Source organism: Streptomyces niveiscabiei (assembly GCF_033794345.1).
Classification (GTDB): Bacteria; Actinomycetota; Actinomycetes; order Streptomycetales; family Streptomycetaceae; genus Streptomyces; species Streptomyces niveiscabiei.
Window position 1 is genome coordinate 1 of the sequence record NZ_JARAYJ010000009.1, and the last position, 20,171, is coordinate 20,171.

Below are 20,171 nucleotides of genomic sequence, written 5' to 3' on the forward strand. Positions count from 1 at the left end.
CTCCCCCAGTGCCCGAAAGGCCTGGGAGGTACCCCCATGGGGCGGCACGGGTGGGCTGGGGGTCCCCCCTGCTCGAAGAGCTTGGGGGAGGCACCCCGCCAGCGCGGGCAAGCGACAACGCCCCCACCCCAGCCCCCCACTAACCCGCACCCACCCCATCACCGACACCACCCACCCACCGAACCCGCCCCAGCCCCCGCGCTCACCCGGCGCCCTCAGCGGAGCGATTACGCTGGGCGGGTGACGACCCCCGAAGCTGAAGCTGAGCCGGCGCGGCCCGAGGAGCGGCTCGCGCAGGCCGTGCGGGCCGCCGAGCAGGCGCTGATCGAGTTCGAGATCGCCGTGGAGACCTTCCGGGTGGAGGTCGACAACTTCTCCCGGCTGCACCACCAGAAGCTGGGCCCGATGTACGCCCGCCTCGACGAACTGGACGCGCAGATCGCGGAGGCGAGGGCCGCGCGCACCGGCGACCCGGAGGACGTACGGATCGCGGCGGAGGCGCGGGCGCGGGTGATGCCGATGCCGGGCGTGGAGGAGCTGTTCCACGGCTGGATGGACGGCGACGGCCTGTTCCCGGAGGCGGTGGCGATGCTGACGGAGCAGCCCGTGCGCCCCCCGGAGCGGGTCCGCCCCAGCGACGAGGCCCGCAAGCTCTACCGCGACCTCGCCCGCAAGGCCCACCCCGACCTCGCACAGGAGGACGCGGAACGGCTCCGCCGCGAGGAGTTCATCACGCGGGTGAACGCCGCGTACGCCCGTGGCGACGAGGCCCTGCTCCGCGAGCTCGCCGAGGAGTGGGCCGCGGGCCCGGTCCCCCCGGAACGCGAACCCGCCCCCGGCGACGTCCTCTACGCCCGCCTCGAATGGCTAGCCCAGCGCAAGGAGATGCTGGCGGTGCTCGCGAAGGAGCTGGAGGACAGCGCGATCGGCTCCATGCTGAAGCTGGCGCCGGACGACCCGGACCGCCTGCTGGAGGAGATCGCCGAGCAACTGCTGGCGGACGTGGCGAACCGGGAGCGGGAACTGGCGGCGTTGCTGGGCTAGCCGGTGTGCCGGTCGGTGTGGCTGAGGTGAAGGTTCCGGTGCGGGCCGGGGGAGGCGCGTCGGCGCCCGCCCGCGCGGGCGATGGGTACGGGGCGGGCCGCGGCGCGGTTCGGGTAGCGTCGGGGCATGAGTTTCGGAGCTGGTGTGCCCACGGTCGAGGTCGCGGACCTCAAGGACGGCGACTTCCTGCTGGACGTCCGTGAGGACGACGAGTGGCAGGCGGGCCATGCCGCCGGTGCCCTGCACATCCCCATGAGCGACTTCGTGGCCCGCTACGGCGAGTTGACCGAGGCGGCCCCGCAGGACGCCCGCGTCAACGTCATCTGCCGCTCGGGCGGACGCTCGGCCCAGGTCACCGCGTACCTCGTCCAGCAGGGCATCGACGCGGTGAACGTCATCGGCGGCATGCAGGCGTGGGAGGCCGAGGGCAGGCCGGTGGTACGCCCGTCGGGGGACCCGGGCACGGTGGTCTGAGCACGTCCGGGACAGGGGGCGCCGGAACGCCCACCGGGGTGCATGTTTCCCACGGCGAGCCGGATGTCTTTTAGGGGCGCGGGGCTGTGTCGATTTGCGGCTCCGCCGCGTGGGCGCGACCAGCCACAACGCACCCGCACCTGCCACACAACACCCCCGGCACCCCCCTACGCCTCACCCCAACGAATACGCCCCCAGCAACTCCCCCAACGCCTCCTCGTGCCCGCCCGCCGCCCCCAGCGACAGCTCGACCTGCTTCGCCCAGGCGTGATACCGGTGCAGCGAGTAGTCCGCGTCGGCCCCGAACCCCCCGTGCAGATGCTGAGCCGTCTGCACGACCCTCCGCACCCCCTCCGCGGCCCACACCTTCGCGACCGCCACGTCCCCGGCGACGGGCAGCGCCCCCCGGGTGCCGGAGGCGATGCGCCAGGCGGCCTGCCAGAGGGTCGCTTCCATGGCGCGGAGGTCGATGTACCGGTCCGCGGCCTGCACGGCGACCGCCTGGAACGTGGCGATGGGATGCCCGAACTGCTCCCGCTTCGACGCGTAGTCCGCGGTCATCCGCAGCACCCGCTCCCCCAGGCCGGAGGCCACCGCGCAGGTCCCGACCGCCAGCACCCCCCACAGCCACTCCCAGGCCCCCTCCCCCTCCACGACGTACTCCCCCGCGACCCGCACGGACTCCAGCCGCACCTCCCCCACCCGTTCCCCGGCGGTCGAGACCTGCTCCCCGAGCGCGGCGTCCCCGACGGGCACGACGGCCAGCACGCTCCGCCCGTCGCCCACGTGCGCGGGGACGACGACGAGGTCCGCGTCGAACGCCCACGGCACCACCGTCTGCACCCCGTCGAGCACCCACCCCGCCCCCTCCCGCCGCGCGGCGACGGCGAGTTCGGCCCCGTCGTGGCCCGTGCGCCCGTGCGCGGCGACGGTCAGCACCGTCTCGCCCCGCCCGGCCGACGCGAGCACCGCCTCCTTCAGCGCGGCGGACCCGTACGCCTGGATCGCGGCCGACGCGGCGACGCTCTCCAGCAACGGCACCCGCGCGAGCACCTTCCCCGCCTCCCGCAGCACCAGGCAGAGCGCGACGGCGTCGAGCCCGGCCCCGCCGTACTCCTCGTCGAGCAGCAGGCTCAGCAGGTCCGCGTCGGCGAGCTTCGCCCACAGCTCCCGGTCGAACCCCTCGGCGACCGGCCGCCCCTGGGTCTTCGCCGGTGACGGCACCGCGTCGGGCGCCACGCCCGCGAACACCCCGCGCGCCGCCTCGGCCGCCGCCTGCTGCTCCTCGCTGAACGTGAAGTCCACGGCCTGGTCCTCCCGACGGGGTCACACTCGGATCTGACGGTCCGTCAAGATAGAACAGGTTCTAGAAGAAGGGAACGCCCGCACGGCCGCGAGGCCGGTCACATGGTCACCTGTCGAAGTCCACCTCCACCCCCTCCGTCACCGGGTGCGACTGGCACGCCAGCACGTACCCCGCCTCCGTCTCCTCCGGCTCCAGCGCGAAGTTGCGGTCCATCCGCACCTCCCCGGAGACGAGGAACGCCCGGCAGGTCCCGCACACCCCGCCCTTGCAGGCGTACGGCGCGTCGGGCCGCACCCGCAGGACCGTCTCCAGCAGCGACTCCCCGTCCTGGACGGGCCAGGTACCGGAACGGCCGTCCAGGCGGGCCGTGAGCGTGCTGTGCGCGGGCGCGGCCGGCCGGGCCGGGGCGGGCGCGTCGGCCACGTGGAAGATCTCCTGGTGGACCCGCTCGCGCGGCACCCCCAGCGCACGCAGCGCCTGCTCCGCGCCGGTCACCAGCCCGAACGGCCCGCACAGGAACCACCCGGCCACCGCCTCCACCGGCAGCAGCGCCGGGAGCAGTGAGACCAGCCGCTCCCGGTCCAGCCGCCCGGACGGCAGCCCCGCCTGCTGCTCCTCCCGCGACAGCGCCGTCACCAGCTGGAACCGGTCCGGGTAGCGGTCCTTGAGGTCGGCCACCTCCTCCAGGAACATCGTCGACGCCGCCGTACGGTCGCCGCGCACCAGGCAGAACCGGGCGGCGGGCTCCCGCGCGAGGAGCGTCGAGGCGATCGACAGCACGGGCGTGATCCCGCTGCCCCCGACGACCGCCGCGTACAGCCCTGGCGCCGGTTCCAGCGTGAACCGCCCGGCCGGGGTCATGACCTCCACCTCGTCCCCGGCGGCGATCTCCTTGAGCGCGTACGTCGAGAACGCGCCCCCCTCCACCAGCCGCACCCCCACCCGCAACGCCCGCGGCCCCTCCCCGCCCGGCTCCGGCGCCTGCGAACAGATCGAGTACGTACGCCGGATCTCCTCGCCGTCCACCCGCCGCCGCAGCGCCAGATGCTGGCCGGCGGCGTGCCGGTACGCCTCCCGCAGCTCCGGCGGCACCGCGAACGTCAGCGCCACGGAGTCGTCCGTCAACGGCTCCACCTCGGTCACCCGGAGCGCGTGGAAGCGGGCCATCACAACTCCTTGAAGTGGTCGAAGGGTTCGAGACAGGACCGGCAGCGGCGCAGCGCCTTGCAGGCGGTGGACGAGAACCGGCTCAGCAACTCGGTGTCGGGGGAGCCGCAGTGGGGGCACGGGACGTCGTCCGGCGAGTCCGCCGGGGTCTCGCGCGGCGGGCGTTCTTCCGCAGCCGCACCCACAGCCGCAGCCGCACCCGCAGCCGGCGCCGCCGCTGCCCCGCGCGTCGCGCCCAGGCTCACCGGAACCGGTCCCGCGCCGGCCCTCACGCGCGGCGGCGCGATCCCGAACTCCCGCAGTTTGCGGCGGCCTTCCTCCGTGATGTCGTCCGTCGACCACGCGGGGGCGAGGACCCGGCGGACGGTCACCTCGCGGACGCCCTCCGCGCGCAGGGCCCGTTCGATGTCGGCGGACATCGTCTCGACCGCCGGGCAGCCCGTGTACGTCGGGGTGAGGTCGACCTCGACCGCGCCCGCCTCCTGGACGTGCACCGCGCGGACCACGCCGAGTTCCCGGAGGGTCAGGACCGGCAGCTCGGGGTCGGGGACCGCGCCCGCGACCGCGAGGAGCCTCTCCTCCAGGGCCGTCACCATGACGCCCCCGGGTGGCTGCGGTGCAGGTGCTGCATCTCCGCGAGCATCCGGCCGAACGACTCCGTGTGCAGGCCCTGCCGACCCGCGCCCGCCCGCCACGCGCCGGTGCGCGGACCCTCCGGGACGGGCAGCCCGGCGCGGGTGAGGACCTCCTCGACCGAGGTCCGCCACGCCGACTCCAGCGGCCCCGGGTCGACGCCGAGGCCCTCCACCGGCTCGAACAGCTCGCCGGTGAACCGCCACAGCGCCTCGCACGCCGTGCGCATCCGCGCGTGGCTCTCGTCCGTGCCGTCGCCCAGGCGCAGCGTCCACTGCTCGGCGTGGTCGCGGTGGTAGGCGGTCTCCTTGACGGCCTTCGCGGCGAGACCGGTGAACTCGCCCTCCCCGCGCGCGAGTTCCCCGTACAGGAGGTGCTGGTACGTCGAGAAGTAGAGCTGGCGGGCGATCGTGTGCGCGAAGTCGCCGTTGGGCTGCTCCACGAGCTGGACGTTGCGGAAGGCGCGCTCCTCGCGGAGGTAGGCCAGTTCGTCCTCGTCGCCGACCAGCGAGAGGAGGACGCGGGCCTGGCCGAGGAGGTCGAGGGCGATGTTCGCGAGGGCCAGCTCCTCCTCCAGGACCGGGGCGTGGCCCATCCACTCGCCGAGGCGGTGGGAGAGGATCAGCGCGTCGTCGCCGAGGGCGAGCGCAGGGGGTGCGGGCGGGCGGGCCGTACGGGGCGGGGTCACAGGTGCTTCACCCCTTCCGGGATCTCGTAGAACGTCGGGTGGCGGTAGGGCTTGTCGGCGGACGGGTCGAAGAAGGGGTCCTTCTCGTCGGGGGAGGAGGCGGTGATCTCGGCGGAGGGGACGACCCAGATGGAGACGCCCTCGCCGCGGCGGGTGTACAGGTCGCGGGCGTTGCGCAGGGCCAGTTCCGCGTCCGGCGCGTGGAGGCTGCCCGCGTGGGTGTGGGCGAGGCCGCGGCGGGAGCGGACGAAGACCTCCCAGAGGGGCCAGTCGGTGGTCATGCGCGGGCTCCTGTCTCGCCGGTGTGCTTCGCGGCGTGGGCCGCCGCCGCTTCCCGCACCCAGGCGCCGGCCTCGTGGGCCTTCCTGCGCTGGGTGATGCGCTGCTCGTTGCACGGGCCGTTGCCCTTCAGGACCTCCTTGAACTCCGTCCAGTCGATCGGGCCGAAGTCGTGGTGGCCCCGCTCCTCGTTCCACCGCAGGTCCGGGTCCGGGAGGGTGAGGCCCAGGGACTCGGCCTGGGGGACGCAGATGTCCACGAAGCGCTGGCGCAGTTCGTCGTTCGAGTGGCGCTTGATCTTCCAGGCCATCGACTGCGCGGAGTGCGCCGACTCGTCGTCCGGCGGGCCGAACATCATCAGGGACGGCCACCACCAGCGGTCCACCGCGTCCTGCGCCATCGCGTGCTGTTCGCTCGTGCCGTTGCTCAGCGCCAGCAGCAGTTCGTATCCCTGGCGCTGGTGGAACGACTCCTCCTTGCAGACGCGGACCATCGCGCGGGCGTACGGGCCGTACGAGCAGCGGCACAGGGGGACCTGGTTCGTGATCGCCGCGCCGTCCACCAGCCAGCCGATCGCCCCTACGTCCGCCCAGGTCAGAGTGGGGTAGTTGAAGATCGAGGAGTACTTCTGGCGGCCCGTGTGGAGCTTGTCGAGCAGCTCGTCGCGGCTCGCGCCCAGCGTCTCCGCCGCGCTGTACAGGTACAGGCCGTGGCCCGCCTCGTCCTGCACCTTCGCCATCAGGATCGCCTTGCGGCGCAGGGAGGGCGCCCGGGTGATCCAGTTCGCCTCCGGCTGCATGCCGATGATCTCCGAGTGCGCGTGCTGGGCGATCTGCCGCACGAGCGTCGCCCGGTACGCGTCCGGCATCCAGTCGCGCGGCTCGATGCGGTCGTCCGCCGCCACGGCCGCGTCGAAGAGGCGCCGGCGGTCGCCGTCGTCCCCGGACCGCCCGTCCGGCGCGCGCCGCTCCGCTGCCGCCGCTGAGGCCACTGTCGCCATCCGATCCCCCTCACCTATCCCGACCGATCGTTCGGTCCGTCGAATTCCAGGATGAAACCCCTGCCGACCCGTGTCAACCGCTGTGGATAACCCCTGTGGACAACTCCCGGACCACCCTCACCCGGCCCCGAAGGCTGCGCCCGTCCCACCGCCTGAGTACCGTGCCGTGGAGCCGTTCCCCTGACGGCCACCCGACACCCAGACCTGAACCACCGGAAACGGGGCGCAATGAACACGCGTGACGACGCTTCGCGCGGGTCACAGGAGGACCCGCTGGAACAGGTGGACGCGGACGCCGAGGCGTCGGGTACCGGCTCGGCGGACCGGCACGGACCTGACGACGCCCCCGGCACAGAGCCCCCCGCCCCCGACCCCGCCGCGCCCGACGGCGCCGTACCCCCCACCCGGCTGGCCGCCCTCTCCCTCCGTACTCAGATAGCCGTCGCCGGTGTCGTGGCGCTGACGGCCGCCGTGGCCCTCGTGCACATCGGGATGGTTTTTCTGCACGTGGCGCCCTCGAACACCGTCAGCAAGCAGCACGCGCGGGCGGTCGACGACTGGGTGTACCCGGAGTTCGAGCAGAACTGGAAGCTGTTCGCGCCGAACCCGTTGCAGCAGGACATCGCGGTGCAGGTGAGGGCGGAGGTGCGGTCGTCGGATGGGGGGTACCGGACGACGGGGTGGTTCGATCTGTCGGCGGCGGACGGGCGGGCGATCGACGGGAATCTGCTGCCCAGCCATACGCAGCAGAACGAGCTGCGGCGGGCCTGGGACTTCTTCACCGGGACGCACGACAACGACAACCGTGCCGTCGGGATGAGGGGCGCGCTGTCGGAGGAGTACCTGCGGCGGATCGTCGTGATGAGGCTGGAGCGGGGAGGGACGGTCAGGGAAGGCGGCACCCTCGCGCGCGTGCAGGTGAGGTCGCGGACGTCGAACGTCGCGCCCCCGAAGTGGAGTGACGAGAAGGTGTCGACGCAGCCGACGTTCAGGGTGCTGCCCTGGTGGCGGGTGCCCGCCGCCGAGGCGAACGGGGGAGTGAAGTGAACACGGTCGTCGCGAAGGGCCTCGCCCGGGTGACGGAGTCCGCGCTGGGCCCGTACCAGAGCGCCGTCATACGCATCGGGTTCAGCGCCACCTGGCTGCTGTTCCTGCTGCGCGAGATCCCCAACCGTACGGAGCTGTACGGCCCGGACGGCCCGTGGAGCTGGCAGCTGGGCCGCCGTCTGATCGACGTCAACGGCGCGTTCACGGTGCTGATGTGGTCGGACGCGCGCGCGTGGTTCGAGGTCGTGTACTTCCTGGCGCTGATCTCGGGGGCGCTGCTCCTCGTCGGCTGGCACACGCGCGCGATGTCGGTCGTCTTCATGGTCGGTGTCCTGTCGCTCCAGAACCGCAGCGTCTTCATGGGCGACGGCGGCGACAACGTCCTGCACCTGATGTCGATCTACCTGGTGTTCACGCGTTGCGCGCGCGTGTGGTCGCTGGACGCGCGCAGGGAGTGTCGTATGCAGGAGGCACGCGCGCGTGGGGAGCGCGTGCGCGGTGAGTGGGTGGGCCCGGCGCTGTGGGTCGTCCTGGGCGGCACGCTGGCCGTCGCGACGGGCGCGGGGTGGCTGACGGACGGCGAGTGGTTCGTCCCGGCGCTCCTGTGGGCCGTGTGGGCCGCGCAGGGCGTGTGGTGGTTCGCGGCACGCCGTGCGGGCGAGCTGCGGGCCCTGTGCGACATCACGGGGAACGTGCTGCACAACGGCGCGCTGATGGTCGTGATGGCGGAGGCGTGCCTGATCTACGCGACGGCGGGCTGGTACAAGATCCAGGGCTCGCGCTGGCAGGACGGTACGGCCGTGTACTACCCGCTCCAGCTGGACTCGTTCTCGCCGTGGCCGGCGCTCGCGGACGTCCTCGCGGCGAGCGGCACGCTGGTGATGATCGCGACGTACGGGACGGTCATCGCGCAGGTCGCGTTCCCGTTCACCCTGTTCAACCGGCGCGTCAAGAACGTCCTGCTGGCGATGATGATGATGGAGCACGCGGCGATCGCGGTCGTCCTGGGGCTGCCGTTCTTCTCGCTGGCGATGATCGCGACGGACGCGGTGTTCCTGCCGACGGCGTTCCTGCTGTGGGTCGGCGCGAAGGCGGCACGCGTGCGGGGAGGCTCGGTCCGGTCACGGACGGACGCCGAAAGGGACGTCGATACGGACAGAAAAGTGCACGTAGGCTCGACCGCATGACCGACCTGGCCGCCTGGCACCGCCTCGCCGGTACCGCAGCACTCCCCGACGGCACAGCACTCCCCGGCGACGGCGACGGCGACGGCGACAACAACGACGGCGACGGCGCGGTCCTCCTGGACGGCTTCCACGCCCTCAAGCACGCCCTGCGCTTCTCCGCGCGGGTCCCCCTCGCGGTGGCCACCGACCGGGCCGCCGCCCTGGCCCTCGCGGACGACCTCGCCCCGGACGTCCGCGAGCCGCTGGCGGAGCTGCTGAGGGAGGTCACCCCGGAGGAGTACCGCGCGCTGGTCCCCCGCCCCCACCCGACGGGCGTCGCGGCCCTGGCCGTACGGCGCTCCCGCGCGGCGAACCTCGCGGCGCTGGCGGCCCTCCCCCGCACGACCCCCGTCGTGGTCCTCGACAACCCCCGCAACCTCGGCAACGCGGGCGCCGTGATCCGCCTGGCCGCCGGTTTCGGCGCGACGGGCGTCGTCACGACGGGCACGCTGGACCCCTGGCACCCCACGGTCGTGCGCGGCGGAGCCGGACTGCACTTCGCGACGGCGGTCGAGCGCCTGGAGGTCTCCGAGCTGCCGCCGGGCCCGGTGTTCGCGTTCGACGCGGAGGGCGACGACATCCGGGGCGTGAAGCTCCCGGACGACGCCGTCCTCGCGTTCGGCTCGGAACGCAGCGGCCTGTCAGCCGACCTGCGCGCACGTACGGACCACTTGCTGTCCCTGCCGATGCGCCCCCAGGTGTCCAGCTACAACCTCGCCACGAGCGTGGCGATGACGCTGTACCACTGGAGCGCGGGCGGGTCTCAGGGCTCCTGAACGCCTTAGCCCTCTCGCCGGACCTCCACCACCCTGAACCGGTTCGCCACGAAGGCGCCGTCCGTCAGGGCCGCGTTGGCCGCCGGGTTGCCGCCCGAGCCGTGGAAGTCGGAGAACGCGGCCGTCTGGTTGACGTAGACGCCTCCGGTGAGGTTCAGGGAGAGCTGTGCGGCCTCCTCCAGGCACGCCTCCTCGATGGCCGCCTCCACGCCCGCGTCGGTCGTGTACGCGCCGACCGTCATCGCGCCCTTCTCGCGGATCGTGCGCTTCAGGAGCGCGACCGCGTCGAGCGAGGAGTCGACGGCGACGGCGAAGGAGACGGGGCCGAAGCACTCGCTGAGGTAGGCGGCCTCGGCGTCCGGCTTGGTGCCGTCGAGCTTGACGATCAGGGGCGTGCGGACGACCGCGTCGGGGAACTCCGGGTTGGCGACCGCGCGGGAGGCGAGGGCGACCTCGCCGAGGGCGGCGGCGGCCTCCAGACGGGCCTTGACGTCCGGGTTGACCAGCGCGCCCAGGAGCCCGTTCGCGCGGGCGTCGTCGCCGAGCAGCCCGTCCACCGCGCGCGCGAGGTCGGCGACGACGTCGTCGTACGACTTGAGTCCCTCGTCCGTGCCGATGCCGTCGCGCGGGATCAGCAGGTTCTGCGGGGTGGTGCACATCTGGCCGCTGTACAGGGACAGGGAGAACGCCAGGTTGGCGAGCATGCCCTTGTAGTTCGCCGTGGAGTCGACGATCACCGTGTTGACGCCGGCCTTCTCGGTGTAGACCTGCGCCTGGCGGGCGTTGGCCTCCAGCCAGTCCCCGAACTCCGTCGAGCCCGTGTAGTCGACGATGCGGATCTCGGGGCGCGTCGCGAGGGTCTTCGCGATGCCCTCGCCGGGGCGTTCGGCGGCGAGCGCGACGAGGTTCGGGTCGAAGCCCGCCTCCGCGAGGACCTCGCGCGCGATGCGCACGGTCAGCGCGAGCGGGAGGACCGCGCGCGGGTGCGGCTTCACCAGGACCGCGTTGCCGGTCGCCAGGGACGCGAACAGGCCCGGGAAGCCGTTCCACGTCGGGAACGTGTTGCAGCCGATGACCAGGCCGATCCCGCGCGGGACGGGCGTGAACGCCTTGTGCAGCTCCAGCGGGTCGCGCTTGCCCTGCGGCTTGGACCACTCCGCGGTGCCCGGCGTGCGGATCTGCTCCGCGTACGCGTACGCCACCGCCTCCAGGCCGCGGTCCTGCGCGTGCGGGCCGCCCGCCTGGAACGCCATCATGAACGCCTGGCCGGAGGTGTGCATCACCGCGTGCGCGAACTCGTGGCTGCGGTCCGAGATGCGCTTGAGGATCTCCAGCGAGACCACCGCGCGCACCTCCGCGCCCGCGTCCCGCCACGCCTTCTGGCCCGCCTTCATCGCCGGGAGCAGGACGTCCGCGTCCGCGTGCGGGTACGTGATGCCCAACTCGGGCCCGTACGGGGAGACTTCGGTGCCCACCCAGTCGTCCGTACCGGGCTGGTCCAGGTCGAAGCGGGTGTTCAGCAGGGCGTCGTACGCCGCCTTGCCCGCCGCGAGGTCCAGGCTGCCGTTCTCGCCGTACGCCTTGGGGTGCTCGGGGTGGGGGGACCAGTACGCGCGCGTGCGGATCGCTTCCAGCGCCTGGTCGAGGGTGGGACGGTGCCGGGCCAAGAGGTCGGCGGCGGTGAGTTCGGCGGCCATGCGGGACCAACTCCTGGTAGGTCGAGAACGCGACTGCGGCTTCGCCCCGGCTCCCCCCGCACCGCGTGTCTGGGCAGGAACAGCCGGTCACCGCTAGAGTAACCGAACGATCGGTCGGGACAAGGGGGCCTGCCGCATCTGTGGAAAACCCCGTGCGGGAGGATCGCGCACATGACAGCACTCGACCTCAGCAGCCCTGTCGCCGTCGTCGGCGCCGGGACCATGGGCCAGGGCATCGCCCAGGTCGCCCTGGTCGCCGGGCACCCCGTACGGCTGCACGACACGGTGCCGGGACGCGCGCAGGAGGCCGCCGAGGCGATCGGCGCCCGCCTCGACCGGCTCGTCGAGAAGGACCGCCTCACCGCGGCCGACCGGGACGCCGCCCGCGCGCGCCTGACGGCCGTACCGGACCTCGCCGGGCTCGCGGACTGCGCGCTCGTCGTCGAGGCCGTCCTGGAGCGGCTGGACGTCAAGCAGGAACTGCTGCGCGCGCTGGAGGACGTCGTCGCGGACGACTGTCTGCTCGCCACCAACACCTCGTCCCTGTCGGTCACCGCGATCGGCGGCGCGCTGCGCCACCCCGGGCGCTTCGTGGGCCTGCACTTCTTCAACCCGGCGCCGCTGCTGCCGCTCGTCGAGGTCGTCTCCGGGTTCGCCACCGACGTGTCGTCGGCCACGCGCGCGTACGAGACCGCCCGCGCGTGGGGGAAGAATCCGGTCGCCTGCGCGGACACGCCCGGGTTCATCGTCAACCGGATCGCGCGGCCCTTCTACGGCGAGGCGTTCGCCGTGTACGAGGCGCAGGGCGCGGACCCGGCGACCATCGACGCCGTCCTGCGCGAGTGCGGCGGTTTCCGGATGGGCGCCTTCGAACTGACCGACCTGATCGGGCAGGACGTCAACGAGTCGGTGACGCACTCCGTGTGGAAGGCGTTCTTCCAGGACGTCCGGTTCGCGCCGTCCCTCGCGCAGCGCCGTCTCGTCGAGTCGGGCCGTCTCGGCCGCAAGACCGGGCACGGCTGGTACGACTACGCCGACGCCGACGGCGGTGCCGCCGGGCGGTCCGAGCCGCACACCGCGGAACCCGCCCAGGCGCCCGCCTACGTCGTCGCCGAGGGCGACCTGGGCCCCGCGGCCGACCTCCTCCCGCTGATCCGCGAGGCGGGCATCCAGGTCCGTCAGGAGGACGAGGACCGCGGCACCCGGCTCGTCCTGCCCAGCGGCGGTCAGCTCGCGCTCGCCGACGGGCAGACCTCCGTCGAGTTCCGCGACGTCGTCTACTTCGACCTCGCCCTCGACTACCGCAAGGCCACCCGCATCGCCCTGTCCGCGTCCCAGGACACCTCCCCGCAGACCCTCTCCGAGGCGATCGGCCTCTTCCAGGCGCTCGGCAAGGCCGTCAGCGTCCTCGGCGACGTCCCCGGGATGATCGTCGCCCGTACGGTCGCGCGGATCGTCGACCTCGCGCACGACGCGGTCGCCAAGGGCGTCGCCACCGAGGAGGACATCGACACGGCGATGCGGCTCGGCGTCAACTATCCGCTGGGGCCCTTCGAATGGAGCCGCCGCCTCGGCCGCGAGTGGGCGTACGACCTGCTGGACGACCTGCACCTGCGCGATCCCTCCGGGCGGTACGCGCCCTCCCTCGCGCTCTACCGGCACGCGTACGCCTCCGACAAGCGCGAGGGGAGCACGTCATGACCACCGCCAAGCGCGACACGTACACGCCCGAATCGCTGCTGTCCGTCGCCGTCCGGGTCTTCAACGAGCGCGGGTACGACGGCACGTCCATGGAGCACCTCTCCAAGGCCGCCGGCATCTCCAAGTCCTCGATCTACCACCACGTCGCCGGGAAGGAGGAACTCCTCCAGCGGGCCGTCAGCCGCGCGCTGGACGGCCTCTTCGCGATCCTCGACGAGGAGTCCGCGCGCGCGGGACGTGCGATCGACCGGCTTGAACACGTCGTCCGCCGTATGGTCGGCGTTCTGATCACCGAGCTTCCGTATGTGACGCTTCTTCTCCGTGTTCGCGGTAACACGGACACCGAGCGCTGGGCCCTGGAACGCCGCCGCGAGTTCGACCACAGGGTCGCCGAGTTGCTCAGATCGGCATCCCTTGAAGGCGACGTCCGCACCGACATCGACGTCCGCCTCGCCACCCGCCTCGCCTTCGGGATGATCAACTCCATCGTGGAGTGGTACCGGCCCGACGGGCGGGGCGTGGGGGAGCGCGAAGTCGCGGACGCGGTGACGCGGCTGGTGTTCGAGGGGCTGCGCGGGGGCGGCGCTACCGCTTGAGGTCGATCAGGCGCACCGGCTGTGCGGTCGGCCGAGGAACGGGCCGAGTACCGGACCTCCTGGTCGGCCATGCGAGAGAGTGGGCGGTTGCGCGGCGTGTCGGGTGACCGATTCTCGATGTCCGTCGGGAGCCTGTTTCGGACAGAAACGGTCAACGAAGGGCGAACCATGTCGGAAGTGACCACCCCGTACGCGGCCGGAACCCCCTGCTGGGTCGATCTCATGGCCGCCGATCAGCAGGCCGCGCTCGACTTCTACCGGGACCTGTTCGGGTGGCAGGGGACGGCTGGGCCCGCCGAGTTCGGCGGGTACGCCGTCTGCGAGCTGCGCGGCAAGGCCGTCGCCGGGATCGGGCCCCGGACGGCCCCCGAGGCGCCGGTCGTGTGGACCGGCTACCTCGCCAGCGACGACGCCGAGGGCACTCAGGAGAAGATCGTCGCAGCCGGGGGTGCCGTACTCGCCCCCGTCATGGACGTCGGCGACCTCGGCCGGATGCTCATCGCCGCCGATCCGCAGGGCGCCGTCTTCGGCGTCTGGCAGGCCGGGCGGTTCGGCGGCGCGCAGATCGTCAACGAACCCGGCGCGCTCACCTGGAACGAGCTGCACACCAGCGACGTGTCCGGCGCGACCGACTTCTACGGCGCGGTGTTCGGCGCCGAGATCGTGCCGTTCGAAGGCGCCGAGTACTGGGAGTTCCGTATCGGCGGCCGGGCGGTCGGTGGCGTCACGCTGCTCGCCAACGACCCGCCCGGCACGCCCGCGCACTGGCTGACCTACTTCTCCGTCGACGACGTCGACTCGACCGTCGACGCGCTCGTGCGCGGCGGCGGCAGCGTCCTCGCGCCGCCGTTCGACATGATCGCCGGACGGATGACGGTCGTCACCGACCCCCAGGGCGGGGTCTTCGCGATGATCAAACCCGTCCCGATGTAAGGCAGTTGGGGCACCCGGTTCACGCGCTCGTCCTGAACGAGGCGGCGTCGAAGGGGGCGCCGTCGTACGTGTACGGGTAGTCGATGCCCATCGTCGCGAGGGTCGCGGCTTGCCTGCGCTCCCACTGGAGGCGCAACTCCCAGGCGGCCTCGGCCTGTTGGTGCCGTTCCGCCTGGAGGCGGAAGATCTCGGCGGCTTCTTCTTTGCTGATGCTGGTCCACGGGCGGGCCCAAGGGCTCACGGGGATGACGGGCTCGGGGGCGGGGGCCGGTGCGGGGGCCGCCTGGCACGGCTTGCGGCGCTGGCCTCGGGCCGGGAGGAGAAGGGAGAGCAGGGTACACAGGGACGCCAAAATGGCGCGCGCGATAGACTGGCGCACGGCGACAGATCCTTCTGAGAGTGGTTGTCGTCACGGCCTCACCAGCGGAGTGTTGACAGCACTCCGGGCCCTGGTGGGGCCTTTTTCATGTTGTTGCGTATCACGCTAGCACCCAAGATTCGCTTTGCGATGCGAAAACCTCTGAATCTGCCGCGAGTTGGGGTTTCGGCCACGTCAAGGGCCCTCGTACAGAGCGATGTTGGCCGAAAGATCACTCGTGTGATTGGCTAGGGCCTGCTTTCGCGCGTGCGAAGAAGTGTTCGCGCGCCACGCGCTGTGCGTCCCCCGAGCCGGCGCAACTTCAGCCCTCGGTCGATGACCCAAGGAGACGAAAAGTGCGTATCGTTCGGCAAATCGCGGCAACGGCCGCCGCTTCCGCCGTGATCCTCGGCGGCGCGTTCCTCACCGCCCCGGCCGCCTCGGCGGCGTCCCTCCCCTCCGCGTGCAACCTCGTCGTGACGCAGACCAAGGAAGCGTCGACGTCCGTCAACCTCCGCAGCGGGCCTGGCACCAGCTACACGTCCCTCGGCATCCTCGCGACGGGCGTCGGCTTCACCGAGTACTGCACGAAGGACTACGTCTGGAGCTACGGCAAGGTGACGAGCGGGGCGAACAAGGGGAAGACGGGGTGGGTCAAGTACTCGCTGCTGAACCCTGTGGAGAAGTGATCCGCCCGCTGGATCGCGTACGAACTCCGGTGCGTCGAGGGTGACTTAGCCGCATCCGGCACACATGCGCCGCCCGGTACGGCCGGGTTCCTGACCGCCTTGCGTGAGGGAGCCCGGCCGTTCGCGTGGGCCGGTTCACCTCGTGCCCGTCTTCTTGGCCATCCATATCATCGGTCGTGACGAACTGGAGGGGGAACAGGTTGTCTTTCGAAGAGGAATGGGCCCAGTTGAAGGCCGATGCCTTGGCTCGGAGCCGGACCGGCATGCGGATCGACCAGCTACCGGCTGACGGAGGCGGGGCGAGCGGTGTCCCCGCTGCCGGGTCCTTGGTGGCTGACGCCACGTCGATCAACGGCAACGCGAATCTGCTGATCGAGATCGCCGGCTTCGCCGATGATCAGTACTTGGACGCCGTCGCCCTGTTCGCGGCGCTGGCCACCCGCTTGAGAACGGCCGGCAGCGACTTCGTGAAGGTCGACGACGACACGGCTCTCCGTTTCCTCGACAGCGTTCTCGAGTACGGCCAGTACGTCGCCCCGGAGGCGCGATGAGCAGCGGCATCAGCCACCGCAAGGACGTCTGTGTCCATCGATCCCTCCGCCGAACGGGCTGAGAAACACACGCGGTGGGAGAGCGAGGGCAGCCAGCACTACGAGGCCCGGCTCACAGAGGGTCGCAGACTGATCGCACAGCTCGCGGAGGGGTACGGCAAGGCCGCCGGTGCCCTGCGCGGCTACGCGTTCGCGCTGGAGGTCGCCAAGGCCCACTACGCCAACGGCAAGGCCGCCGAGCAGGCTCTCGCTGACCTGATCCATACCATTGGCACGGCGATCACCCGCGAGGCCCAGGAAGCGGAGCCGATGCGGCAGTGGGAGGACATGCGGGCCACCACGGGCGTCATGGATTTCTTCGCCGAACTGACCATGGATGTCGACGACATCCGTGACGACGCGAACCGGCTGCACGACGCTGCGGGCGGGGACTTCCACCTGGCGAAGATCACGGAGCACGAGGCGCGGGAGATCTGCGTACACGAGCTCAAGCAGGCGTACGACCTGCTGCCCGACTTCCGGATGGGCTTCGTCCAACGTGTGGACATCCTCTCGGCGATCCCGGAACTGCGGCGGGAAGCTGCCGAGGCGAGCAGGAACCCGCTGACACGGCTGCCCGGCAGCGGCCCCAAGCAGGACTACTCCCCCCTCGCTGGGGACGCCATCGTCTCTCCGACCTTGCGTGACATCCGTCTTCAGGTCGCAGGCCTTCCCGCAGCGAAGGACAGTTATTGGAGCCCTCCCGCCGACGCTCAGGAGCGAGCCGACTGGATCTCGGCGAACAAGGAGATCATCAAGGCCGCCGCGCGGAACTCGGGGCTGCCGCCGGACATGGTCGCCGGTATCGCATGGCAGGAGATCGGTGGACAGCCCGGCATCCTGGACGACATGACCGACACCATCCGCGAACAGGCGGACTCTCCCCTAAGCCCGATCGCTCCGGAGAGCTTGCCGTGGCGCCTCGGAGGTGACCCCGACAACACGTCCATGGGGCCCATCGCGATCCAGGTGCGGCGAGGCGCCGAAGTGCTCGGATACGACCCCGGACACCTCACCGACCAGCAGCGCGGCATGGTGGAACAGGCGTTGCAGGACCCGGCGCAGAACATCTTCATCGCCTCGGAATACCTGGCCCAGCTCAAGGCGGAGAGCGAGTTCGCCGACGTGCCGGCCGAGGAGATGACACCGGCCCAGTACCAGGAACTCGCGGCACGCTACAACGGTGGGCCGTACTGGGAGACCGACGACGCCCAGTCCTACGGGCGCGGCTTCACGAACAACCTGGACGAGGCAAGGAACGCACTGCGCTGATGACCAGCTCCTCCCCTGTGGACGACGACCGCGGCTGTCTCCGGTTCGTCCTTGCCGTTCCCCTCGCCGGGCTCACCCTCATCGCCGCGTACTTCTGCTGGACGGCCCTGACCATCAGCCCGTCCGGCACCTGGGACGACGACGCGTACGCCGGGATCGTCCTGTCGTGCGTCGTCACGGTCGGGGCTGCCGGGGCTGCCGGAGGGCTGTGGCTGGTGCCTTGGGTACGGAGGGCTGTGCCGTGGTGGTGGCTTCTTCCGGTGCTGCTGGCGGGTGCGGTCGCGGGCGTGCGGTGGCTCAGCGCTTGAGGTGGTGCACGAAGGCGGACCAGGTGGGGGTGGTGAAGAGGAGCGCGGGGGCGGAGGGGGTCTTGCTGTCCCGGACGGGGACGACGGGGGCGTAACCGTCGGCGACCTCAAGGCAGTTGTTGGCTCCCCCGTCGCTGTAGGTCGACTTGCGCCAGGTGGCAGCGCTGAGGTCGGGGGTGTGGTTCATGCTTCGTGCTCCTCCATGACGTTTCTGAGAAACGCAAGCGAGTCCGACGGGGACGACGCCAGGTCTCGGAGCCGATCGTAGGACAAGCGGTGCCGTAGGACCTCGTCCGGATCTTCGGTCAACTTGCCCACGGCGTTGCCCTCTACGTAGGCGACACTGCTGCTGTCCTTCTGCCAGAGCAAGGTCAGCGAACCCTCCATGTGGTGGTGCACGCCGACGGAGAACGGCAGCACCTGGAACGTCACGTTCGGCCACATCGCGACCGCCTCGATGCGGCACAGTTGGTCCCGCCAGGTCTTCGGTACGGCAGCGGGGCGCCTGAGCGCGTACTCGTCCATGACGATCCGGACGTTGGGGCGCGGCTTCTGCTGGAGCAGGTACTGCCGCCCGAGCCGTGCTGCGACCTGGACCTCGAACATGTCGTCGTCCTCCGAGGTTGTCCGAAGCCAGGACAACGACTCCCGGGCGAAGTCCTCGGTCTGCAACAGCCCTGGCACACCTGGTGTGAACATCCAGATGACCCGTGCGGTCGCCTCCCGCTTCATGTACTCCTTGTACTGGTCCTTGAACGAGTCGAGTTGAGCGAACTTCCACTGTTTGACCAGCAGATCCCCGGTCCCGTAGTACCGGTCCAGGTCCTCCATGACGGGCAGCTTGGACAACCGGTATCCGTTCTCCAGCCGGTTGAGGTAACTCCGCTCGTACCCCGTCTCCTCCGCGAGCTGCGTCAGCGACTTGCCCGCCTTCTCCCGAAGGAACTTGAGCAACTGGGCGAGCACGCCCCGACCTGAATCCGGGTCCGGCGCTTTGTCGTGCTGTTCGGCCATATCACCCCTCCTCATTGACGGGCGGGCCAGTCAACAGCCGCCCCCTTCCGCAGCGTAGGAGACTTCAGTGACCATCGAGACACAAACGGTGACACCGCTCGCCAAATCCCCACACCAGCAACCCGATCGGAACCCCGATGCGCGAACTCCCCGCCCCCCTCCCCGGCATGCGCCTCCTCCCCTGGACCAGCCCCGACGGCAAGCCCTGTTATCTCCGCACCGACAACAACCAGAGCCGCCTCTCCCTCCTCGCCGACGACATCGAGGACACGCACCTCACGAACGGCAAGGAGGTGCTGGCCGGCGCGAAGGAGGTGCTCGCGGACGGCGAGGCCGGGGAGGGCGCCGTGCGGTTCGCGCTGGGGCGGGCCACGGAGTGCCTCGCGGACGTGCTGCTCGTCGCCGTCAGCAGGGGCGCGCGGATCTCGCCGGAGGCGTGAGCGCGGTAGGTCACCTGGCGCTTACTCAGCGTGTCGATAGGGTGGGGCGTATGCGTATCGGCCTCATCTCCTTCGGCCCCGCGGAGTTCACCGCTCTGCACGAGACGTGCGTCGAGGCGGGGCACGAACCCCTCGTGTACGCCTACTCCCGCTCGATGCGCCCGAGTTCGCCGACGGACGAGGGAGCGGCGGACGCGGTGGGACGGATCACCGCCGCGCTGCCCGCCGGGGTGGACCTGCTGCTGCCGGGCAGCCCGGAGGGGTTGGGTACGGCGCTGACGGGGTACGCGCTCGACCTCGTCGTCTGTTACGGCTTCTCGTGGCGCCTGCCGAGGCCGGTGCTGAGCATCCCGGCGTACGGCGTCCTGAACATCCACTGCTCGCTGCTCCCCAAGTACCGTGGCCCGGCGCCGGTGTTGTGGGCGATCCGCAACGGTGACCCGCACCTCGGTGTGACCGTCCACCGCATGGACGAGGACTTCGACACGGGCCCGGTGCTGGCACAACGGGACGGGGTCCCGCTGGCGGACGACGTGACCCCGCAGACCCTGTGGCCCGAACTGGCCCCGGTGATCCGCGAGTTGCTCGGCACGGCCCTGGGGCGGGTACGGGAACCGGGCGACCCTCAGCCCATGGAAGGCGCCAGTTACGCGGGCCTGATGGAGCCGGAGTTCTCGGTCGTCGACGTGACGAGGACCGCGCGCGAAGTGCACGACCAGGTACGGACGTTCCACTTCATGGGCCCTCACCTCGGCCCCGTCGCCACGGTGAACGGCCGCCCCCTGAAGATCCTCCGCACCAGCCCCACCCCGACGGACGGCCCGCGCCTGGACTGCGCCGACGGACCGGTATGGATCACCGCGTCGGAACCCGCGACGCCAGGGGACGGCTGACCGGCGCCCCGTCACCGCCACGGCACTTTCCCCGGTGCGC

General features: G+C 71.3%; 24 protein-coding genes. 14 read left to right on the top strand and 10 right to left on the bottom strand.

Annotation, left to right across the window (positions count from 1 at the left end; translation table 11 throughout):
- Positions 1–240: 240 nt before the first annotated feature.
- The gene (locus PV682_RS14615; protein WP_319729607.1) at positions 241–1,044 is read left to right on the top strand and encodes a J domain-containing protein; all 804 of its coding nucleotides are present in this window, start codon (positions 241–243) and stop codon (positions 1,042–1,044) included.
- A 144-nt stretch (positions 1,045–1,188) separates the two neighbouring features.
- Positions 1,189–1,518 (top strand): rhodanese-like domain-containing protein, encoded by a 330-nt coding sequence (locus tag PV682_RS14620; RefSeq protein ID WP_193555239.1) that lies wholly within the window; start codon positions 1,189–1,191, stop codon positions 1,516–1,518.
- 174 nt (positions 1,519–1,692) lie between these two features.
- Here PV682_RS14620 and PV682_RS14625 read toward each other — a convergent pair whose 3' ends face one another.
- The 6 genes from PV682_RS14625 to paaA all read right to left on the bottom strand — a co-directional run bounded on the left by PV682_RS14625 (position 1,693) and on the right by paaA (position 6,591).
- Positions 1,693–2,823, bottom strand: a complete 1,131-nt coding sequence (locus tag PV682_RS14625) for an acyl-CoA dehydrogenase family protein (RefSeq protein WP_319729610.1) — start codon at positions 2,821–2,823, stop codon at positions 1,693–1,695.
- Positions 2,824–2,929: 106 nt separating this feature from the next.
- On the bottom strand, positions 2,930–3,991 hold the full coding sequence (locus PV682_RS14630; RefSeq protein WP_319729613.1) for a 2Fe-2S iron-sulfur cluster-binding protein: 1,062 nt from the start codon (positions 3,989–3,991) through the stop codon (positions 2,930–2,932).
- A complete protein-coding gene (gene paaD / locus PV682_RS14635) occupies positions 3,991–4,587 on the bottom strand; it encodes a 1,2-phenylacetyl-CoA epoxidase subunit PaaD (protein ID WP_319729615.1) in 597 nt (198 codons plus the stop codon). Before paaD ends, PV682_RS14630 begins: the two co-directional genes overlap by 1 nt.
- The gene (paaC, locus tag PV682_RS14640; RefSeq protein ID WP_319729617.1) at positions 4,581–5,312 is read right to left on the bottom strand and encodes a 1,2-phenylacetyl-CoA epoxidase subunit PaaC; all 732 of its coding nucleotides are present in this window, start codon (positions 5,310–5,312) and stop codon (positions 4,581–4,583) included. Before paaC ends, paaD begins: the two co-directional genes overlap by 7 nt.
- Positions 5,309–5,593 (bottom strand): 1,2-phenylacetyl-CoA epoxidase subunit PaaB, encoded by a 285-nt coding sequence (paaB, locus tag PV682_RS14645; RefSeq protein WP_055724766.1) that lies wholly within the window; start codon positions 5,591–5,593, stop codon positions 5,309–5,311. Before paaB ends, paaC begins: the two co-directional genes overlap by 4 nt.
- Positions 5,590–6,591 carry a 1,2-phenylacetyl-CoA epoxidase subunit PaaA gene (paaA, locus tag PV682_RS14650; RefSeq protein ID WP_319729620.1) on the bottom strand — a complete coding sequence of 334 codons (1,002 nt, stop codon included), beginning with the start codon at positions 6,589–6,591 and terminating at the stop codon, positions 5,590–5,592. The genes paaB and paaA overlap by 4 nt, the downstream gene beginning before the upstream one ends.
- Positions 6,592–6,819: 228 nt before the next feature.
- Here paaA and PV682_RS14655 point away from each other — a divergent pair, with 228 nt between their 5' ends.
- The 3 genes from PV682_RS14655 to PV682_RS14665 are packed head-to-tail and all read left to right on the top strand — an operon-like array spanning position 6,820 to position 9,640.
- Positions 6,820–7,638 carry a DUF5819 family protein gene (locus tag PV682_RS14655; protein WP_319729623.1) on the top strand — a complete coding sequence of 273 codons (819 nt, stop codon included), beginning with the start codon at positions 6,820–6,822 and terminating at the stop codon, positions 7,636–7,638.
- The gene (locus tag PV682_RS14660) at positions 7,635–8,825 is read left to right on the top strand and encodes an HTTM domain-containing protein (RefSeq protein WP_319729625.1); all 1,191 of its coding nucleotides are present in this window, start codon (positions 7,635–7,637) and stop codon (positions 8,823–8,825) included. The genes PV682_RS14655 and PV682_RS14660 overlap by 4 nt, the downstream gene beginning before the upstream one ends.
- Positions 8,822–9,640 carry a TrmH family RNA methyltransferase gene (locus PV682_RS14665; RefSeq protein WP_319729627.1) on the top strand — a complete coding sequence of 273 codons (819 nt, stop codon included), beginning with the start codon at positions 8,822–8,824 and terminating at the stop codon, positions 9,638–9,640. Before PV682_RS14660 ends, PV682_RS14665 begins: the two co-directional genes overlap by 4 nt.
- A 5-nt stretch (positions 9,641–9,645) precedes the next feature.
- Here the strand turns inward: PV682_RS14665 and paaN are convergent, their stop codons facing one another.
- On the bottom strand, positions 9,646–11,337 hold the full coding sequence (gene paaN / locus PV682_RS14670) for a phenylacetic acid degradation protein PaaN (RefSeq protein ID WP_319729630.1): 1,692 nt from the start codon (positions 11,335–11,337) through the stop codon (positions 9,646–9,648).
- 171 nt (positions 11,338–11,508) lie between these two features.
- On the opposite strand from paaN, the gene PV682_RS14675 reads away from it, so the two are divergent.
- From PV682_RS14675 to PV682_RS14685, 3 genes are all read left to right on the top strand, one after another.
- On the top strand, positions 11,509–13,038 hold the full coding sequence (locus tag PV682_RS14675; RefSeq protein WP_319729634.1) for a 3-hydroxyacyl-CoA dehydrogenase: 1,530 nt from the start codon (positions 11,509–11,511) through the stop codon (positions 13,036–13,038).
- Positions 13,035–13,634: a TetR/AcrR family transcriptional regulator gene (locus tag PV682_RS14680; protein WP_319729635.1), complete on the top strand. Its 600-nt coding sequence runs from the start codon at positions 13,035–13,037 to the stop codon at positions 13,632–13,634. Before PV682_RS14675 ends, PV682_RS14680 begins: the two co-directional genes overlap by 4 nt.
- 168 nt (positions 13,635–13,802) lie before the next feature.
- Complete coding sequence (locus PV682_RS14685) at positions 13,803–14,567, top strand: VOC family protein (protein ID WP_319729638.1); 765 nt, start codon at positions 13,803–13,805, stop codon at positions 14,565–14,567.
- A gap of 19 nt (positions 14,568–14,586) precedes the next feature.
- Here PV682_RS14685 and PV682_RS14690 read toward each other — a convergent pair whose 3' ends face one another.
- Positions 14,587–14,946: a hypothetical protein gene (locus PV682_RS14690; protein WP_319729640.1), complete on the bottom strand. Its 360-nt coding sequence runs from the start codon at positions 14,944–14,946 to the stop codon at positions 14,587–14,589.
- A 335-nt stretch (positions 14,947–15,281) separates the two neighbouring features.
- On the opposite strand from PV682_RS14690, the gene PV682_RS14695 reads away from it, so the two are divergent.
- The 4 genes from PV682_RS14695 (at position 15,282) to PV682_RS14710 (ending at position 17,784) form a co-directional block, all read left to right on the top strand.
- Positions 15,282–15,614, top strand: a complete 333-nt coding sequence (locus PV682_RS14695) for an SH3 domain-containing protein (RefSeq protein WP_319729642.1) — start codon at positions 15,282–15,284, stop codon at positions 15,612–15,614.
- 263 nt (positions 15,615–15,877) lie between these two features.
- Positions 15,878–16,165, top strand: coding sequence for a hypothetical protein (locus tag PV682_RS14700; RefSeq protein WP_319729644.1), 288 nt, complete (start codon positions 15,878–15,880; stop codon positions 16,163–16,165).
- A 30-nt stretch (positions 16,166–16,195) separates the two neighbouring features.
- Positions 16,196–17,476 carry a hypothetical protein gene (locus tag PV682_RS14705; protein ID WP_319729646.1) on the top strand — a complete coding sequence of 427 codons (1,281 nt, stop codon included), beginning with the start codon at positions 16,196–16,198 and terminating at the stop codon, positions 17,474–17,476.
- Entirely contained in the window at positions 17,476–17,784 is a 309-nt protein-coding gene (locus PV682_RS14710; protein ID WP_319729648.1) for a hypothetical protein, read from the top strand. The genes PV682_RS14705 and PV682_RS14710 overlap by 1 nt, the downstream gene beginning before the upstream one ends.
- Here the strand turns inward: PV682_RS14710 and PV682_RS14715 are convergent.
- Positions 17,774–17,971, bottom strand: a complete 198-nt coding sequence (locus tag PV682_RS14715; RefSeq protein ID WP_319729650.1) for a DUF397 domain-containing protein — start codon at positions 17,969–17,971, stop codon at positions 17,774–17,776. The two genes, PV682_RS14710 and PV682_RS14715, sit on opposite strands and share 11 nt — an antisense overlap.
- Positions 17,968–18,798 carry a helix-turn-helix domain-containing protein gene (locus PV682_RS14720; RefSeq protein WP_319729652.1) on the bottom strand — a complete coding sequence of 277 codons (831 nt, stop codon included), beginning with the start codon at positions 18,796–18,798 and terminating at the stop codon, positions 17,968–17,970. Before PV682_RS14720 ends, PV682_RS14715 begins: the two co-directional genes overlap by 4 nt.
- Before the next feature lie 137 nt (positions 18,799–18,935).
- On the opposite strand from PV682_RS14720, the gene PV682_RS14725 reads away from it, so the two are divergent.
- Both PV682_RS14725 and PV682_RS14730 read left to right on the top strand, forming a co-directional pair.
- The gene (locus PV682_RS14725) at positions 18,936–19,238 is read left to right on the top strand and encodes a hypothetical protein (RefSeq protein ID WP_319729654.1); all 303 of its coding nucleotides are present in this window, start codon (positions 18,936–18,938) and stop codon (positions 19,236–19,238) included.
- Between the two features lie 50 nt (positions 19,239–19,288).
- Positions 19,289–20,131: a methionyl-tRNA formyltransferase gene (locus tag PV682_RS14730; protein ID WP_319729656.1), complete on the top strand. Its 843-nt coding sequence runs from the start codon at positions 19,289–19,291 to the stop codon at positions 20,129–20,131.
- Positions 20,132–20,171: the final 40 nt, after the last annotated feature.

What these genes read in the sequence shown, in the direction of transcription:
- PV682_RS14630 (WP_319729613.1), bottom strand. Translation starts at nt 3,991, where the DNA reads ATGGCCCGCTTCCACGCGCTCCGGGTGACCGAGGTGGAGCCGTTGACG.
- paaD (WP_319729615.1), bottom strand. Translation starts at nt 4,587, where the DNA reads ATGGTGACGGCCCTGGAGGAGAGGCTCCTCGCGGTCGCGGGCGCGGTC.
- paaB (WP_055724766.1), bottom strand. Translation starts at nt 5,593, where the DNA reads ATGACCACCGACTGGCCCCTCTGGGAGGTCTTCGTCCGCTCCCGCCGC.
- paaA (WP_319729620.1), bottom strand. Translation starts at nt 6,591, where the DNA reads ATGGCGACAGTGGCCTCAGCGGCGGCAGCGGAGCGGCGCGCGCCGGAC.
- PV682_RS14655 (WP_319729623.1), top strand. Translation starts at nt 6,820, where the DNA reads ATGAACACGCGTGACGACGCTTCGCGCGGGTCACAGGAGGACCCGCTG.
- PV682_RS14665 (WP_319729627.1), top strand. Translation starts at nt 8,822, where the DNA reads ATGACCGACCTGGCCGCCTGGCACCGCCTCGCCGGTACCGCAGCACTC.
- paaN (WP_319729630.1), bottom strand. Translation starts at nt 11,337, where the DNA reads ATGGCCGCCGAACTCACCGCCGCCGACCTCTTGGCCCGGCACCGTCCC.
- PV682_RS14675 (WP_319729634.1), top strand. Translation starts at nt 11,509, where the DNA reads ATGACAGCACTCGACCTCAGCAGCCCTGTCGCCGTCGTCGGCGCCGGG.
- PV682_RS14680 (WP_319729635.1), top strand. Translation starts at nt 13,035, where the DNA reads ATGACCACCGCCAAGCGCGACACGTACACGCCCGAATCGCTGCTGTCC.
- PV682_RS14685 (WP_319729638.1), top strand. Translation starts at nt 13,803, where the DNA reads ATGTCGGAAGTGACCACCCCGTACGCGGCCGGAACCCCCTGCTGGGTC.
- PV682_RS14700 (WP_319729644.1), top strand. Translation starts at nt 15,878, where the DNA reads ATGCGGATCGACCAGCTACCGGCTGACGGAGGCGGGGCGAGCGGTGTC.
- PV682_RS14710 (WP_319729648.1), top strand. Translation starts at nt 17,476, where the DNA reads ATGACCAGCTCCTCCCCTGTGGACGACGACCGCGGCTGTCTCCGGTTC.
- PV682_RS14715 (WP_319729650.1), bottom strand. Translation starts at nt 17,971, where the DNA reads ATGAACCACACCCCCGACCTCAGCGCTGCCACCTGGCGCAAGTCGACC.
- PV682_RS14720 (WP_319729652.1), bottom strand. Translation starts at nt 18,798, where the DNA reads ATGGCCGAACAGCACGACAAAGCGCCGGACCCGGATTCAGGTCGGGGC.
- PV682_RS14725 (WP_319729654.1), top strand. Translation starts at nt 18,936, where the DNA reads ATGCGCGAACTCCCCGCCCCCCTCCCCGGCATGCGCCTCCTCCCCTGG.
- PV682_RS14730 (WP_319729656.1), top strand. Translation starts at nt 19,289, where the DNA reads ATGCGTATCGGCCTCATCTCCTTCGGCCCCGCGGAGTTCACCGCTCTG.